Below are 14703 nucleotides of genomic sequence, written 5' to 3' on the forward strand. Positions count from 1 at the left end.
AGCGTTCAGCTCTGCGCGGCCCGGGCGGCCCCCGCCGCCGTCGTGTGCCCTAGGCGGGCAGTTCGGGGCCCGAGATCTTGTCCAGCACCCAGCCGACGACGACCCCGAACATGATCGCCAAGCCGGCGGGCAGGGTGAAGGCCAGCCAGCTGGGCACGTCGGCCAGGCGCAGCGCGAAGTCGACCAGCACCAGCAGCACGACGGCCAGCAGCGTGCCGGCCACCCCGCCTCGGTACGTGAACGCGCTGACGCCGCCGAGCAGCACCGCGGCCACCGCGACCAGCATGCGGTCACCGGAGACGACGAAGGCCCCGCCGAGCTGACCGGCCAGGGCGATGCCGCTGAGCGCGGCCAGCAGGCCGGACCCGGCGAACCCGAGCACCGCGCCGAGCAGCCGCTTGCCCTGGAAGCGCGGGACAGCGCCGTCGGATCGGGCCGCGGTGAGCGCGCGGCGCACCCCCGGGCTGAGGAAGACGGCTCCGCCGGCCAGTGTCCCGAGCACGAACACCGCCGCCCAGACCCATACCGCCCAGTCGGCGGCCGGGCCGTCGGGCAGCGGAAGACCACGCGAGTCGGCCAGCCCCAGCGCGACGGCCTGGGCGACGCTGAGCCCGCCCAGCGACACCGCCCAGGCGGGAGCCGAGGTGAGACCGGTGAGCACCCCGAGGATGAGGCAGAACAGCACGACGATCACGACCGCGGTGGCCCCGGCGAGCAGGCCCGGCCAGTTCTCCTGGGCGAGCTTGGCGTAGACGACCCCGGCCAGCATCCCCAGTGCCCCGACCGCGAGGTTCGGGTTGCCGGTACGCAGAGACAGGGCGAAGCCGCTGGCGAGCAGGCCCGTCGTGGCGACCGCCATCCACAGGCCGCGGCCGAAGGCGTCGCCGTCGCTCTGCGCGCCGACGATGACGGCTGCCACGGCGACCAGCACGAACAGGATCGCTTCCCAGCCGAGGTGCGCGAACAGGGCCGCGGCGCGGCGGGGCTGTCGTGGGGGCAGATCGGGGCCCGTCACGGGCGGAGCCATGGTCACCATGTCCGGACCTCCAATGATCGTCGCGAATGGACAGCAGTCCACTATAGATCCGGTCGGTCGGCGTGTCATCGTTCCGACGGCCGCCGTCCGCCGCCACCCGATCGATCCCCCGTCAGGCCGCACGGCGCGGCGTCGTCACGTGGACCGCCGCATGATGATCGGCTAGGCTGGGCCGCGGAGCGCCGGGAAGTCTGGTCGGCACGGTATTCGTCGACGGCCAGAACAGGAGTCCCGCCCATGCGCGCGTCCGATCTGGTGGTGCCCTGGCCCACCGTCAAACTGTCCACACCCGCGATGGACACCATCCACATCCTGGCCGAGGCCGACCTGCCGGGCCTGATCGTGGTCGACGAGGCCGGTGCGCCGTTCGCGGTGCTGCCCGCCACGCAGGTGCTGCGCCTGGCGGTGCCGTCGTACTTCCAGGACGATCCGAACCTGACCCACCTGGTCGACGAGGCCGCCGCCGATGTGTTCGTCCGCGAGCTGGGCGGCCGTACGGTGCGCGAGCTGCTTCCGCCGCAGCCGCACGAGCTGCCCGTGGTGGAGCCGGACGCGACCGCCTTGGAGCTCGCCTCGTTGATGGCGCGCACCCGCAGCCCGCTGGTCGCCGTGGTCGACGGCGGCCGGCTGCTCGGCGCGGTGACGCTGCACGGCCTGCTCGACCGGGTCGTGCCGCAATGAGCGTCCAGGCGTGGCTCGCGGTGGCGGTGTTCGTGACCGCCTACGTGTTCATCGCGACCGAGTGGGTGCACCGGGTCGCGGCCGCGCTCGGCGGGGCGGTGGTGATGCTGCTGATCGGCGCGACGGATGCCGAGCATGCCTTCTTCTCCGAGGAGGCGGGCATCGACTGGAACGTCATCATGCTGCTCATCGGCATGATGCTGATCGTGGCGGTGCTGCGGCGCACAGGGCTGTTCGAGTATCTGGCGATCTGGGCGGTCAAACGCGCCCGCGGGCGGCCGTACCCGGTGATGGTCCTGCTCGTGGTCCTGACCGCGGTCGCGTCCGCGGGGCTGGACAACGTCACGACCGTGCTGCTGGTGGCGCCGGTGACGCTGTTCATCTGCGACCGGCTCGGCCTGCCCGCCGCGCCGTTCCTGATCGCGGAGGTGATGGCGTCCAACATCGGCGGCACCGCCACGCTGATCGGCGACCCGCCCAACATCATCATCGCGAGCCGGTCCGGTCTGACCTTCAACGACTTCCTGAACGTGCTCGCTCCGATCGTCGTGGTGCTGCTGATCGTGTTCCTGGGGCTGTGCCGGTGGCTGTTCCGGGACGCGTTCCGCTCCGACAGCGCCAAGGTCGCCGCGGTGATGGCGATGCGGGAGCGCGACGCGATCCGCAACCCGCGCCTGCTGGCGGTCAGCCTGGTCTTCCTCACCGCGGTGCTGGCCGCGTTCGTGCTGCACTCGGTGCTGCACCTGGAGCCGGCAGTGGTCGCGATCGTCGGCGGGCTGCTGCTGCTGGCCGCGTCCCGGCTCGACCCGGACGAGATCGCCAGGGACGTCGAGTGGCACACACTGATCTTCTTCGCGGGGCTGTTCATCATGGTCGGCGCGCTGGTCAACACTGGGGTCATCGCGAGCATCTCGGCGGCTGCCGTCGACGCCGTCGAGGGCCGGCTGTGGGGTGCGACGATGCTGCTGCTGTGGGCGTCTGCGGCGCTGTCGGCGATCGTGGACAACATCCCGTACGTCGCCACGATGAGCCCGATCGTGGCCGACCTGGTGAAGGCCGACGGGACGCCGCAGGGCAACGTGCTGTGGTGGGCCCTGGCCCTGGGCGCGGACCTGGGCGGCAACGCCACCGCGATCGGCGCGTCGGCCAACGTCGTCGTGCTCGGCATCGCCGAACGCGCGGGCAAGCCCATCTCGTTCTGGCAGTTCACCAAGTACGGCCTGATCGTCACCGTGATCACCGTGGCGATCTGCGTACCGTACCTGTACCTGCGCTTCTTCTGACCATGCACCGGTGGAGCGCCCGCGAGCGGCCGCTCCACCGGTCGGGCGGGTCAGCCGAGCGGCTGGACCGTGGCCGAGGTCAGGCTGGTGTAGAAGCAGCCGGTGGTCGGCAGGCTGGTCGCGGCGGGTGGCGTCACACCGTCGTACAGCGCCAGCAGGAAGTTCTGCGGGCACCGGCGGGTGGTGCCGGTACGGATGCCGAAGTGCAGGTGCGGGCCGGTCGAGTTGCCGGTGTTGCCGGTGAGCCCGAGCTGCTGTCCGGTGGTGACGGTGGCCCCGTTGGCCACCGACCAGGCGGAGAAGTGGCAGTACGTGTAGACGTTGCCGTCGGCTCCGGTCAGGTTGATGCCGCGGCCGCACGAGCTGTCGTCGATGACCACCACCGTGCCGCTGCGCACGGCGTACGCCGGCGTGCCCGTGCCGACCGGCAGGTCGATCGCCGGGTAGTCGTGGTGCGGGTCGTCGTACTCGCTGCGCGGCAGGGCGCTCTTGGCCAGCGGCAGGGAGAACGCCGGTGCGCCGGTGGTGGACGTGAGGCGGACGGCGTCGGCGACGACGTAGCCGGCGCCGTTGGTCCACCGGCTCACCCCGACCACGCTGCGCGTGCCCGCGGCCAGGTTGAAGGTGCCGAGGCTGACCCAGCGGCCGCCGTTGGCGCGCTGGTTCACCACGATCGTCTGGTTGCCGCCGCTGGCCGCCACGACGAACGGGGTGGCGTTGTTGTAGCCGGCGTCGGCCGGATACCAGACCTCGACCGTGTGCGGGCCGGCGGCCGCGATCGTGGCGGTGAACCAGGCCGCGTCGCTGGCCGTGGTGTCCGGGCTGGCGAAGCGGTAGTCGGCGCCGTAGCGCTGCGCGGACCAGGCCGAGGTGCCCCAGTTGGCGCTGGCGGTGAAACCGCCGGCGGTGGCGTTGTCCACGATGGTCGTCGCCGCCGAGGCCGGCGCGGCGGGGCCGAGCACGACGAGGGTGGCGGTGGCGAGCCCGGCGACGGCAGCGCGCAGGGCGAGGGGAAGTCTCACTATCTCTCCGTCAGGGGTGTTGAGGAATGAGAGTGAAACTATTCAACCAATATCAATGAACCAGCGAAAGACTTCTACATAGATCGTCTTGAAAGCATGAGCGCCCTGTCCCCGCGCCTCCCGGATGGTGGCGGCGCAGGGACAGGGCGCGGCCTCTCACAGCGCCGGATACAGTGGGTGCGCAGCCGTCAGCGCGGCGACCCTGGCCCGCAGGGCGGCGGCAGCGTCGTCGTCGAAGGACGGCAGCAGCGCCTGCGCGACGATGTCGGCGACCTCCGTGAAGTCCGCCTCGGCGAACCCGCGCGCGGCCAGCGCGGCCGTGCCGACCCGCAGCCCCGAGGTGACCATCGGCGGGCGAGGGTCGCCCGGCACGGCGTTGCGGTTGACGGTGATGCCGATGCCGTGCAGCCGGTCCTCGGCCTGTCGCCCGTCCAGCTCGGACGCCCGCAGGTCCACCAGGACCAGGTGCACGTCCGTGCCGCCGGTCAGCACGGACACCCCGGCCGCGGCGACGTCGGGCGCGGACAGCCGCTCGGCGAGCAGGCGCGCGCCGTCGAGGGTCCGCCGCTGCCGCTGCGCGAACTCCGGCGTCGCGGCCATCTTGAAGCCGACCGCCTTCGCGGCGATGACGTGCTCCAGCGGGCCGCCCTGCTGACCCGGGAACACCGCGCTGTTCACCTTCTTGGCGACGTCCTCGTGGTCGGTGAGGATCACTCCCCCGCGCGGCCCGCCCAGGGTCTTGTGCGTCGTGGTGGTGACCACGTCGGCGTGCGGCACCGGGTTCGGGTGCAGGCCCGCGGCGACCAGCCCCGCGAAGTGCGCCATGTCCACCATCAGCCGCGCGCCGACCAGATCGGCGATCTTGCGGAAGGCGGCGAAGTCCAGCTGCCGGGGGTACGCCGACCAGCCCGCGATGATCAGCGCGGGCCGGTGTGCCAGGGCCAGCCGCTCCACCTCGGCGAGGTCGACCCGGCCGTCGTCGGCGGACACGTGGTAGGCCACCGCCTGGTACAGCCGCCCGGAGAAGTTGATCCGCATGCCGTGGGTGAGGTGGCCGCCGTGCGCCAGGTCCAGGCCGAGGATCGTGTCGCCGGGCTCGATCAGCGCCATCATCGCCGCCGCGTTGGCCTGCGCGCCCGAGTGCGGCTGCACGTTGGCGTACCCCGCGCCGAACAGCGCCTTCACCCGGTCGATCGCGAGCTGCTCCACCACGTCGACGTGCTGGCACCCGCCGTAGTAGCGCCGCCCCGGGTAACCCTCGGCGTACTTGTTGGTCAGCACCGAGCCCTGCGCCTGCAGCACGGCCAGCGGCGCGAAGTTCTCGCTCGCGATCATCTCCAGGGTGTCGCGCTGGCGGCCCAGCTCGGCGCGCAGCGCCGCATGCACCTCGGGGTCGAACTCGGCCAGCGGTGTGTCCAGCGTGGTCACCGGCTCGCCTCCGCCCCGATGAGCGCGGCGTACTCCGCCGCGTCGAGCAGCTCCGGGGTACTGGTCAGGCGCAGCCGGAACAGCCAGCCCTGCCCGTACGGGTCGGAGTTGACCAGCGACGGGTCGTCGGTGACGGCCGGGTTGACCTCGACGATCTCGCCGTCGGCGGGGGCGTAGAGCTCGCTGACCGACTTCGTGGACTCGACCTCCCCGCACGCCTCCCCTGCCGTGAGGGTCGTGCCGACTCCAGGCAGCTCCAGGTACACGATGTCGCCCAGCGCCTCGCCCGCGAACGCGGTGATGCCGACGGCGGGCACATCCTCGTCGGACAGCCACTCGTGGTCGCGGGTGTAGCGCAGGTTCTCGGGAACGGTGCTCATGCGTGGCCTCCGGCCTGGCGGCGGTAGAAGGGCAGCTCGACGACGGTGACCGTGTCGCGGCTGCCGCGGATGTCGACGGCGAGCACCGTGCCGGCCGCGGCGCGGTCGGCGGGCACGTACGCCATCGCGATCGGGCGGCCCAGGGTGGGCGAGGGCGCACCGCTGGTCACCGTGCCGAGCCGGACGCCGCTGTCCGGGTCGAGCACGTCGTATCCGTGCCGCGGCGCGCGCCGCCCGGCGGGCAGCAGGCCCACCAGCAGCTCGGCCGGGCCGGACTCGCGGCGGCCGAGCAGCGCGTCGCGGCCGACGAAGGCGGGCTTGTCGAGCACGGCGACGCGGCCCAGCCCGGCCTCGAACGGGGTGCGCCCGGCGGTCAGCTCCTGGCCGTACAGCGGCATGCCCGCCTCCAGCCGCAGCGTGTCCCGGCAGGCCAGCCCCGCCGGGACGAGGCCGTGCCCGGCGCCTGCCGCACTCACCGCGGCCCAGACCGCAGGGGCGTCGGCGGGTGCGCAGTAGATCTCGAAGCCGTCCTCGCCGGTGTAGCCGGTCCGGGCCAGCAGCACCGGCAGCCCGGCCAGCACTGCCGGGTCGATCGCGTAGTAGCGCAGCGCGTCCACGTCGGACGCGGTGACCTCGCGCAGGATGTCGGCCGAGCGCGGCCCCTGCACGGCGATCAGCGCCCAGTCCTGCGACACGTCCCGGACCAGCGCGTCGAACCCGGCGGCGCGCTCGGTCAGCGCGGCGAACACCACCGCGACGTTGGCGGCGTTGGCGACGACCAGGTAGCGCTCCGCCTCCAGGCGGTAGACGACCAGGTCGTCGAGCACCCCGCCGTCCGGGGCGCAGAGCATCGTGTAGCGGGCCCGCCCGACGGCGACCGCGGACAGCCGGCCGGTCAGCGCGTGGTCGAGCGCGGCCGCGGCGTCGGGGCCGGTCACCTCGATCTCGCCCATGTGGGTCAGGTCGAACAGCCCGGCGCTGCGGCGTACGGCATGGTGCTCGGCGGTCTCGCTGCCGTAGCGCAGCGGCATCGTCCAACCGGCGAACTCGGTGAGCACGGCTCCGAGCCCGCGGTGCACGTCGTGCAGCGGGGTGCGTCTGGGGGAAGGTTGGTCGTGCCCGGCCGTGTCCCGTTCGGGACAGGGGTGGGCAGCGGTCGGTGGCGCGACGGCGCTCACGGGAGGCTCCCTCGTCCGGGTGCCGCAAGGCGGCACCGGTGGCGGATGGCCTCCCCCTCTGTCATCGCTGCCTGAGAGCTTCACCGCGGATCGCGGCTTGCACCGTGGGCGCAGGACTGTTGCATCCTGACTTTCCAGAGTTCGCCTCGCCACGGCGGTACGTGGGCCTGAGAGATTCCGGGGAGAAGTTGCTCCTTCGGCGGCCCGGTCGCACCGGGCCTCTCCCGCCGTGGTTCTGTCGGCGAGGTATTAAGTTGTCCGCCGTACCGTAAGCGCCGCCCCGGACGCCGTCAACACCGCCCCCGCGGGTCAGCGGCGTTTGGCCACGTACACGGTGTTGGTGGACTCGCGGTCCTGCAGCGGGTTGGGAAAGCTGACGACCTCGGCCCGCACGTCGCGGAAGACCCCGGACAGGCGTTCGGTGAAATCCGCCTCGGGCGGGTCGTTGGACCACAGCGTGAACACGCCGCCGGGGTGCAGGTGCTCGGCCAGCCGGCGCAGGCCCGCGGGCTCGTAGAAGCCGGCGTGGCTCGGGTGCAGCAGGTGGCTCGGCGAGTGGTCGATGTCGACGACGATCGCGTGGAAGCGCCGGCCGGGACGGTGCGGGTCGAGGCCGCCGGGCGAGGCGCAGCGGGCGAAGAAGTCCCCCTCGGCCAGGCGGCAGCGCGGGTCGGCGGACAGGGTCGTGCCCGCGGGGATCAGGCCCTGCTCGTGCCAGGCGATGACGTCGGACAGCGCGTCGATGACCAGCAGTGAGGCGACCCGCTCGTCCTTCAGCACCGTCAGCGCGGTGTAGCCGAGGCCGAGCCCGCCGACCACCACGTCGAATCCGGTGCCGTCGAGTTCGGCGAGCGCCAGGTCGGCGACGGCCTCCTCGGCGACGGTGAACAGGCTCGACATGAGGAAGTCGTCGTCGAGTTTCACCTCGTACACGTCGGTCCGGAACATCGGGTCCCAGCGGCGGCGCAGGCTGATGACGCCCATCGGCGTCTGCCGCCAGCCGAGTTCCTGCAGCCGTGCACCCATGCCGTCTCCGCCTCCGTCGGCCGCTGCCGTCCTGCTCGGGCGCGGCTCGTCGGCGATCAGCCCAGGCTAGTCGACGGCCGGGGCGCACCCGTGCGGGCGCGCCCCGGGCTCGGTCACGCCGCGCGGCGGGCGGTGTAGAGCAGGTACTCCCAGTCCATCGCGCCCCAGCCGAGGTCGTTGCGGCGGCCGAGTTCGGCCAGCTCCTCGTCGAGGGCGGCGACCTTGTCGGGCTGGTCGGCGATGTTGCGGTAGACCGCGATGGTGGGGCCGTAGGCGGCCTTGAAGAAGTCGCGGAACTCCTCGGCGCTGCCGAACCGGTCCACCCGGACCGTGCGGCGCTGCGCGGAGACGTCGGTGACCCGGTCGCCGAACAGCGCTGCCACGTGCTCCTCGCTGCCCCACAGCGGGGCGGGCTGCGCCCCGGGCGGCGGCGGCGCGGCGTACGGCTTCAGGACCGCGAACATCTGGCCGATGAAGCCCTGCGGGGTCCAGTTGGCCAGCGCGATGGTCCCGCCGGGGCGGCATACCCGGACCAGCTCGTCGGCGGCGGGCTGGTGGTGCGGGGCGAACATGACGCCGACGCAGGACATGACGACGTCGAACTCGCCGTCCGCGTACGGCAGCGCCTCCGCGTCGGCCTGCTCCCAGCTCAGCTTCGCGCCGCGCTGCTCGGCGACCTTGCGTCCGGCGTCGAACAGCTCCGGCGTCAGGTCGCTGGCGACGACGTCGGCCCCCGCCAGCGCCGCGGGGATGGCCGCGTTGCCGGACCCGGCCCCGACGTCAAGCACGCGTTGGCCGGGTCCGGCCCCGCTCGCCTGCGCCAGGACGGCGCCCAGCTCGGGGATGACCTCGGCGGCGACCGCCGGGTAGTCGCCCAGCGCCCACATCGCGCGGTGCTTGGTCTTGAGCGCGCGATCGGCATCGGTCGGTGCGGTCATTTGTGGAACTCCTGTTCATCAGTGGTGACTTCACGCTAGGTAAGGTGACCGATGTCCGACCAGTACAGGATCTGTACCGGACCGGTGTCCAAGCCCTACGGTCGCCGGTATGGGAGCCTCTTACCGTCAGTTCTGTCCGGTGGCCAAGGCCATGGAGCTGCTCGACGAGCGCTGGACGATGCTGCTCGTCCGGGAGCTCGTGGCGGGTAGCCGACACTTCAACGAGCTGCGCCGGGGCCTGCCCCGGATGTCGCCGACCCTGCTGTCCAAGCGGCTGCAGCAGCTGGTGGCGGCGGGCGTGGTCGAGCGGCGGCCGTCCGACACCGAGGTGCAGTACCTGTTGACCCCGGCCGGGCGGGAGCTGGAGCCGATCGTGGTGGCACTGGGTGCGTGGGGCGTGCGCTGGATCGGCGAACTCGGTGAGCAGGACCTCGACCCGAAGCTGCTGCTGTGGGACATGCACCGCCACGTCGACCACGCGGCCGTGCCGGACGGGCGGACGGTCCTGCAGTTCGCGTTCCACGACGTCGCGCGGCCCCTGCGCGACTGGTGGCTGGTGATCACGCCCGGCGAGGCCGACGTCTGCGACTTCGACCCGGGACACGAGGTGGCGGTGACGGTGACCGCGAGCCTGCGCGGGCTGACCCGGGTCTGGCTCGGCGAGCTGTCCTGGGCCGACGGGCTGCGCCGCGGGGACGTGGACATCCAGGGCCCGCAGGATCTGCGTCGCGCGGTCCCGTCGTGGTTCCGGGCGAACTTCTTCGCGACCGTGCCGCGCCCGGAACCGGTTCCGGTCTCCGCGGGCGGACGAGCCTGACCCCGCTGGCGCGATGACCTGACATATGCACTGGTCAGAGCTGCTCCGGGCGCGCTGTGAGGGCGGCGCGGCACACGCCGGTCGCCGGTGAACACGGCCAACCATGATCACACACTAACCTTAAGTCCGGCACATCGGGCAAAAGGGTGGTTCGGTCATGGGACGAGCGGGGCTGCGCGCCTTCGCCGCAGCGTGCCTGCTCGCGCTGGCCGCGTGCGGTGACACGCCCGGCCCGGTCCCCCAGCGCACCGGCCCGGCCGCGCTTCAGGTGCTCATCGGCTCCTCCGGCGCGGCGGAGACCAAGGCCGTCACCGACGCCGCAGCGGCGTGGGCGAAGGCCAGCGGCAACTCGGTGACCGTCATCCCCGCCCAGGACCTGGACCAGCAGCTCGGGCAGGCCTTCGCGGGCTCGTCGCCGCCCGACGTGTTCTACGTCGACGCGGCCCGCTTCGCCGACTTCGCCAGCGTCGGCGCGCTCGAACCATACGCCGACCGGCTCCCGGCAGCGGACACGTTCTACGGCACGCTCCGGCAGGCGTTCACCTATCAGGGCCGGTTCTACTGCGCACCCAAGGACTTCGCCACCCTGGCCCTGCAGATCAACGAGGATCTGTGGGCACAGGCCGGGCTCACCGCCGCCGACGTGCCCCGCGACTGGGCGCAGCTGACCGCCGTCGCCGGGCGGATCGCCGCCCGCGGCATCACACCGCTGGTGCTCGGGGACACCGTCGAGCGGATCGGCGCACTGCTGGTGCAGGCCGGCGGCTGGCTGATCAGCCCGAACGGGCGGCAGGCCACGGCCGACAGCCCGCAGAACGCCGCCGCGCTGCGTTACCTGCAGGAACTGTTGCGCGCCGGGCTGGCCCGCTACCCCGGCGACGTCGACACGGGCTGGGCCGGGGAGGCGTTCGGCCGGGGTCTGGCCGCGATGACGATCGAGGGCAACTGGATCCGGGGCGCGCTGGCCGGGGACTACCCGGACGTCCGGTACACCGTGCACGAGCTGCCCGCCGGGCCTGCCGGCAAGGGCACGCTGTCGTTCACGACGTGCTGGGGCATCTCCGCCCGGAGCCCGTACCAGCAGCAGGCGATCGACTTCGTCACTGCGATGACGGCCGTGGACCAGCAGCTCGCCTTCGCCTCCGCGTACGGCGTGATGCCGTCGGTCACCACCGCCCGGGACCGCTACCTGCAGGCCTATCCGGCCGACCGGGCCTTCCTCGACGGGGCGGCATACGCCCAGGGTCCGGTCAACGCGCCGGGGATGGAGACCGTCATGTCCGACTTCGACACCCAGCTGTCCGGGCTGGCCGTGCGCGACCCGCAGGCGATCCTGCGGCGGCTGCAGAAGAACATGACGGCGGCTCTGCGTGACTGACCGGACGAGACGGGGCCGCAGCGGCATCCGGGGCAACGAGGCCGTCGCCGGCTGGCTGTTCGTCGCACCGGCGGTGCTGATCCTGGGCCTGTTCCTGGTGCTGCCGATCGGCATGGCGCTGTGGGTCAGCGTGAGCGGCTGGAACGGCCAGGGCAGCCCGTTCGCCCCCGGGGTGCCGTTCGTCGGCGCGCAGAACTACACCAGCCTGTTCCTCGACGAGGGTCTCACCCGCGAGAACTTCATGATCAGTATCCGGAACAACCTGTACTACGTGGCCGTCGCGGTGCCCGCGCAGACCGTGCTGGCCCTGGCCCTGGCCCTGGTCGTCAACCAGCGTTTCCTGAAGGGCACGTCGTTCTTCCGCACCGCGTTCTACTTCCCGTCGGTCACCAGCTCGGTGGCGATCAGCGTGGTGTTCCTGTTCCTGTTCGCCAACTCCGGGGCGGTCAACGCGCTGCTGGCCATGGTCGGCATCAGCGGCCCGGCCTGGTTCGCCGACCCGCGCGGGCTGCTGCACCTCGTGCTCGACGGGCTCGGGCTGGTCGACCTCGCGAACCCGCCGGCCGCGCTCACCGGCGGCGGGCCGTTCGGGCTGTCCTGGTGGGAGTGGCTGGCCGGGCCCAGCGTCGCCATGTCCACCATCATCATGCTGGTCGTCTGGACCACCAGCGGCACCTTCATGCTGATCTTCCTGGCCGCGCTGCAGGACGTACCCGTGCAGGTCGAGGAGGCGAGCCTGATCGACGGCGCCAACGCCTGGCAGCGGCTGCGCCACGTCACCCTGCCGATGCTCAAACCCGCCCTGTTCCTGGTTATCACCCTCGGCTTGATCGGCACCTGGCAGGTCTTCGACCAGATCTACGTGATGAGCCAGGGCAAGCCCGCCAACACCACCCTCACCCCCGCCTACCTGTCCTACCGCACCGCGTTCCGCGACTTCGAGTACGGCACCGGCGCGGCGATCTCGTTCGTCCTGTTCCTGATCATCGTAACGATGACGCTGCTCCAGCGCTGGATCATGCGCGACCGCGACGAGGTCAGGCCACGCCGCCGTTGGTGGCCGCCACGCCGGAGGGCGTCATGACCCGCGACGCTGCCGGGCGGCCCGCGCGCCGGGGCGGGTTCCGCACGGTCGTGGGCGTCTTCCTCGGGTACGCGGTGCTGGTCTTCTTCGCGCTGATGTTCCTGTATCCGTTCGTCATCCAGACCGCGAACGCGTTCAAGACCGAGGCCGACGCCGCAGCCCACCCGTTGTCGCCCGTGCCCGACCCGTTCACCACCGCGGCGTTCGCCAAGATCTTCGACAGCACCGCGTTCCCCCTGTGGATCGGCAACTCGATACTGGTCACCGTACTCATCACGGTCGGCCGTGTATTCCTTGACTCGCTGGCCGGATACGCCCTGGCCCGGTTGAGCTTCCGGGGCCGCGGCGCGGTCACCGCGATGATCGTGGCGGTGATGGCGGTGCCGGGCGTGGTGCTGCTGATCCCGAAGTTCCTGGTGCTCAACCAGCTCGGCATCTACAACACCTACTCCGCGCTCGTGCTGCCGCTGCTGGTCGACGCCGCCGGGGTGTTCATCATGCGGCAGTTCTTCCTGTCGGTGCCGCCGAGCCTGGAAGAGGCCGCCCGCATGGACGGGGCGGGCGTGTTCCGGACCTACTGGTCGATCATCCTGCCGATGGCCCGGCCCGCCCTGATCACGCTGACCATCCTGTCGTTCCAGGCGTCCTGGAACGAGTTCCCGCACACCGTGGTCGCGGTCCAGAGCCCGCAGCTGTTCACCCTGCCCCGCGGCATCGCGAACCTGGTCAGCGGCTCGCTCGGCGCGGGCACCCAGTACCCGCTGAAGCTCGGCGCGGCGCTGCTGGCCACCATCCCGGTCGCGATCATCTTCGTGATCTTCCAGCGCTACTTCGTCCGCGGTGCCGCCGAGGGCGCCAGCAAGGAGTGACCGGCGACCGCGAACCCGGCGCTAGAGTCCTCGCCATGGTCACCTTCCCCGTCGACGACGTCACTCCCGCAGCCGGGCCGCTGCCCACCCGTCCGCTCGGTGAGCTGTATCCCGACGCGCTGGCAGTCGGCGGCGACCCGGAGCTGCACGTCCTGGGCAGCAGCGACGAGGGCGTGCAATTGTTGCTGCCCAACGGCGTGCATCCGCTGCTCGGCGCGATCGGCCGGGCGTTCGCGGACCACCGGCCGCTCGTGCTGTCCCCCGACACGGTATGGATCACCATCGCTCAGGGCTTGGCCCAGCACATCCGCCTGCACGCCGAGGAGCTGCGGCCACTGCTGGTCGGTCACACCGGCAAGAAGACCCTGTCGGTGTTCACCGGCGGCGCGATGCCGACCGACGCGCAGTCCTGGCGCGGCATCGTGGACCAGCTCGCCAAGCAGCTCGACGCCGAGATCACCGGCGCGGACCTGTTCGAGTGCGACTTCTCCACCAGCACCGATGTGGAACGAATGGTGGGCCGGGTCATCATGCTCGACGCCTACTCGCCGTACTTCGCGTACTGGATGATCTGCGTCTGCGGCATCCCGTCGATCCCGCTGACCGGCACCGTCGACGACTGGCGGCGGATCCGGGCTCGGGTCGACACGATCGCCGAGTTCGGGCTGGAGAGCTGGTGCCGCTCGCTGCGGCCGATACTCGACCAGTTCGTACGAGCCGCGTCGGGCGACGTCGACACGGAGTTCTGGCAGCGCATTTACAACCCTGTCGACACCTACGGCCAGGAGGTCGTCACCGGCTGGGCGACACGGTTCTACCCGTACCTGGAGATCGCCGGGCAGGTCGACGTGCCGAACCGGATGCTGGAGCTGCCGATCGACGAGCCGCGTGGGCGAGCCGTGAAGGACCCCGACGCCTGGTCCTACGACGGGCCCGGCATTGGCACCAACACGGTGCCCGCCACGCTCAGCAAGTCGATCGTCAACGTCAACGACCAGGTCACCGGGGAGAACCGGGCGGTTGCCCTGCACGCCGGGCTCGTCGGCATCGCCCAGGACGACGACGGCGCGCTGCGACCGGTCGCGGGCTGGCACCTGATGACCGCGACGATCCAGATCGACGACGTGATCGACCGTATCGTCCGCGACCACGACACAAGCCCTCCCGTTCAGGTCAGGTTCGACGATGCCAGCGAGGAGCTGGTCGCGCTATACAGCCGGGTGGGTTCGGCCTCGCTGTGCGGCGGCGCACTGCGTCTGCTCCCGCCGACCGAACACATCGAGGTGTGGGGCGCGCCCGCCGGCCAACTTGTCAAGATCGGTGAACTGGCCGACGGGCGTGGCCTCGCCGCGGTCATCCGCGACTTCACCATGCACTGGGTGGCCTGCCACGTGGAGAAGCGCGCCGGGCAGGGGGACAACGGCCACATGAAGCAGGGAGACCTGCTCGACGCACCTGCCGACGTCCCGCTCTACGGGACCTCGCTGGCGATGCTGCTGGAGGCCGCGATGGACTCCGGCGGCGACATCGCCCATCTGGAAGTCGGCCGGCTCAGCGGATTGATCAGCGCGGACGGTTAGCGT

Annotated in this window: 14 protein-coding genes and 2 riboswitches; of the genes, 7 read left to right on the forward strand and 7 right to left on the reverse strand. The window is 71.6% G+C overall.

Annotated elements, in window-relative coordinates; all coding sequences use genetic code 11:
• Nucleotides 1–49 precede the first annotated feature (49 nt).
• Entirely contained in the window at nt 50–1015 is a 966-nt protein-coding gene (locus F6W97_RS11335; RefSeq protein ID WP_155370207.1) for an ABC transporter permease, read from the reverse strand.
• 258 nt (nt 1016–1273) lie between these two features.
• On the opposite strand from F6W97_RS11335, the gene F6W97_RS11340 reads away from it, so the two are divergent.
• Together F6W97_RS11340 and F6W97_RS11345 are read left to right on the forward strand one after the other, a co-directional pair.
• Entirely contained in the window at nt 1274–1717 is a 444-nt protein-coding gene (locus F6W97_RS11340; RefSeq protein WP_155370208.1) for a CBS domain-containing protein, read from the forward strand.
• Nucleotides 1714–3000, forward strand: coding sequence for an ArsB/NhaD family transporter (locus F6W97_RS11345; RefSeq protein ID WP_155370209.1), 1287 nt, complete (start codon nt 1714–1716; stop codon nt 2998–3000). The genes F6W97_RS11340 and F6W97_RS11345 overlap by 4 nt, the downstream gene beginning before the upstream one ends.
• A 50-nt stretch (nt 3001–3050) precedes the next feature.
• Here F6W97_RS11345 and F6W97_RS41380 read toward each other — a convergent pair whose 3' ends face one another.
• The 6 genes from F6W97_RS41380 to F6W97_RS11375 form a co-directional block, all read right to left on the reverse strand.
• A complete protein-coding gene (locus F6W97_RS41380) occupies nt 3051–4022 on the reverse strand; it encodes a golvesin C-terminal-like domain-containing protein (protein WP_155370210.1) in 972 nt (323 codons plus the stop codon).
• A gap of 156 nt (nt 4023–4178) precedes the next feature.
• Complete coding sequence (gene glyA, locus F6W97_RS11355) at nt 4179–5450, reverse strand: serine hydroxymethyltransferase (RefSeq protein WP_155370211.1); 1272 nt, start codon at nt 5448–5450, stop codon at nt 4179–4181.
• On the reverse strand, nt 5447–5830 hold the full coding sequence (gene gcvH / locus F6W97_RS11360; RefSeq protein WP_155370212.1) for a glycine cleavage system protein GcvH: 384 nt from the start codon (nt 5828–5830) through the stop codon (nt 5447–5449). Before gcvH ends, glyA begins: the two co-directional genes overlap by 4 nt.
• On the reverse strand, nt 5827–7008 hold the full coding sequence (gene gcvT, locus F6W97_RS11365; protein WP_155370213.1) for a glycine cleavage system aminomethyltransferase GcvT: 1182 nt from the start codon (nt 7006–7008) through the stop codon (nt 5827–5829). Before gcvT ends, gcvH begins: the two co-directional genes overlap by 4 nt.
• Nucleotides 7009–7064: 56 nt before the next feature.
• A riboswitch (glycine riboswitch) is annotated at nt 7065–7148 on the reverse strand.
• 5 nt (nt 7149–7153) lie between these two features.
• Nucleotides 7154–7245: riboswitch (glycine riboswitch) on the reverse strand.
• A gap of 72 nt (nt 7246–7317) precedes the next feature.
• Nucleotides 7318–8034 carry a spermidine synthase gene (locus F6W97_RS11370; RefSeq protein ID WP_155370214.1) on the reverse strand — a complete coding sequence of 239 codons (717 nt, stop codon included), beginning with the start codon at nt 8032–8034 and terminating at the stop codon, nt 7318–7320.
• Between the two features lie 113 nt (nt 8035–8147).
• Nucleotides 8148–8972: a class I SAM-dependent methyltransferase gene (locus F6W97_RS11375; RefSeq protein WP_155370215.1), complete on the reverse strand. Its 825-nt coding sequence runs from the start codon at nt 8970–8972 to the stop codon at nt 8148–8150.
• A 109-nt stretch (nt 8973–9081) separates the two neighbouring features.
• Here F6W97_RS11375 and F6W97_RS11380 point away from each other — a divergent pair, with 109 nt between their 5' ends.
• The 5 genes from F6W97_RS11380 to F6W97_RS11400 all read left to right on the forward strand — a co-directional run bounded on the left by F6W97_RS11380 (nt 9082) and on the right by F6W97_RS11400 (nt 14700).
• Complete coding sequence (locus F6W97_RS11380; RefSeq protein ID WP_155370216.1) at nt 9082–9789, forward strand: winged helix-turn-helix transcriptional regulator; 708 nt, start codon at nt 9082–9084, stop codon at nt 9787–9789.
• A 157-nt stretch (nt 9790–9946) separates the two neighbouring features.
• Nucleotides 9947–11167: a sugar ABC transporter substrate-binding protein gene (locus F6W97_RS11385; protein ID WP_155370217.1), complete on the forward strand. Its 1221-nt coding sequence runs from the start codon at nt 9947–9949 to the stop codon at nt 11165–11167.
• Nucleotides 11160–12251: a carbohydrate ABC transporter permease gene (locus tag F6W97_RS11390; RefSeq protein WP_155370218.1), complete on the forward strand. Its 1092-nt coding sequence runs from the start codon at nt 11160–11162 to the stop codon at nt 12249–12251. The genes F6W97_RS11385 and F6W97_RS11390 overlap by 8 nt, the downstream gene beginning before the upstream one ends.
• Entirely contained in the window at nt 12248–13120 is an 873-nt protein-coding gene (locus F6W97_RS11395; protein ID WP_155370219.1) for a carbohydrate ABC transporter permease, read from the forward strand. Before F6W97_RS11390 ends, F6W97_RS11395 begins: the two co-directional genes overlap by 4 nt.
• A 35-nt stretch (nt 13121–13155) precedes the next feature.
• Nucleotides 13156–14700, forward strand: coding sequence for a DUF4419 domain-containing protein (locus tag F6W97_RS11400; RefSeq protein WP_155370220.1), 1545 nt, complete (start codon nt 13156–13158; stop codon nt 14698–14700).
• Nucleotides 14701–14703 lie beyond the last annotated feature (3 nt).

This window comes from Catellatospora vulcania (assembly GCF_009720385.1).
Classification (GTDB): domain Bacteria; phylum Actinomycetota; class Actinomycetes; order Mycobacteriales; family Micromonosporaceae; genus Catellatospora; species Catellatospora vulcania.

Coding starts and splice junctions, on each gene's coding strand:
- F6W97_RS11395 (WP_155370219.1), top strand. CDS start 12,248: ATGACCCGCGACGCTGCCGGGCGGCCCGCGCGCCGGGGCGGGTTCCGC.
- F6W97_RS11400 (WP_155370220.1), top strand. CDS start 13,156: ATGGTCACCTTCCCCGTCGACGACGTCACTCCCGCAGCCGGGCCGCTG.
- F6W97_RS11345 (WP_155370209.1), top strand. CDS start 1,714: ATGAGCGTCCAGGCGTGGCTCGCGGTGGCGGTGTTCGTGACCGCCTAC.
- F6W97_RS11380 (WP_155370216.1), top strand. CDS start 9,082: ATGGGAGCCTCTTACCGTCAGTTCTGTCCGGTGGCCAAGGCCATGGAG.
- gcvH (WP_155370212.1), bottom strand. CDS start 5,830: ATGAGCACCGTTCCCGAGAACCTGCGCTACACCCGCGACCACGAGTGG.
- F6W97_RS11375 (WP_155370215.1), bottom strand. CDS start 8,972: ATGACCGCACCGACCGATGCCGATCGCGCGCTCAAGACCAAGCACCGC.
- F6W97_RS11340 (WP_155370208.1), top strand. CDS start 1,274: ATGCGCGCGTCCGATCTGGTGGTGCCCTGGCCCACCGTCAAACTGTCC.
- F6W97_RS11370 (WP_155370214.1), bottom strand. CDS start 8,034: ATGGGTGCACGGCTGCAGGAACTCGGCTGGCGGCAGACGCCGATGGGC.
- F6W97_RS11385 (WP_155370217.1), top strand. CDS start 9,947: ATGGGACGAGCGGGGCTGCGCGCCTTCGCCGCAGCGTGCCTGCTCGCG.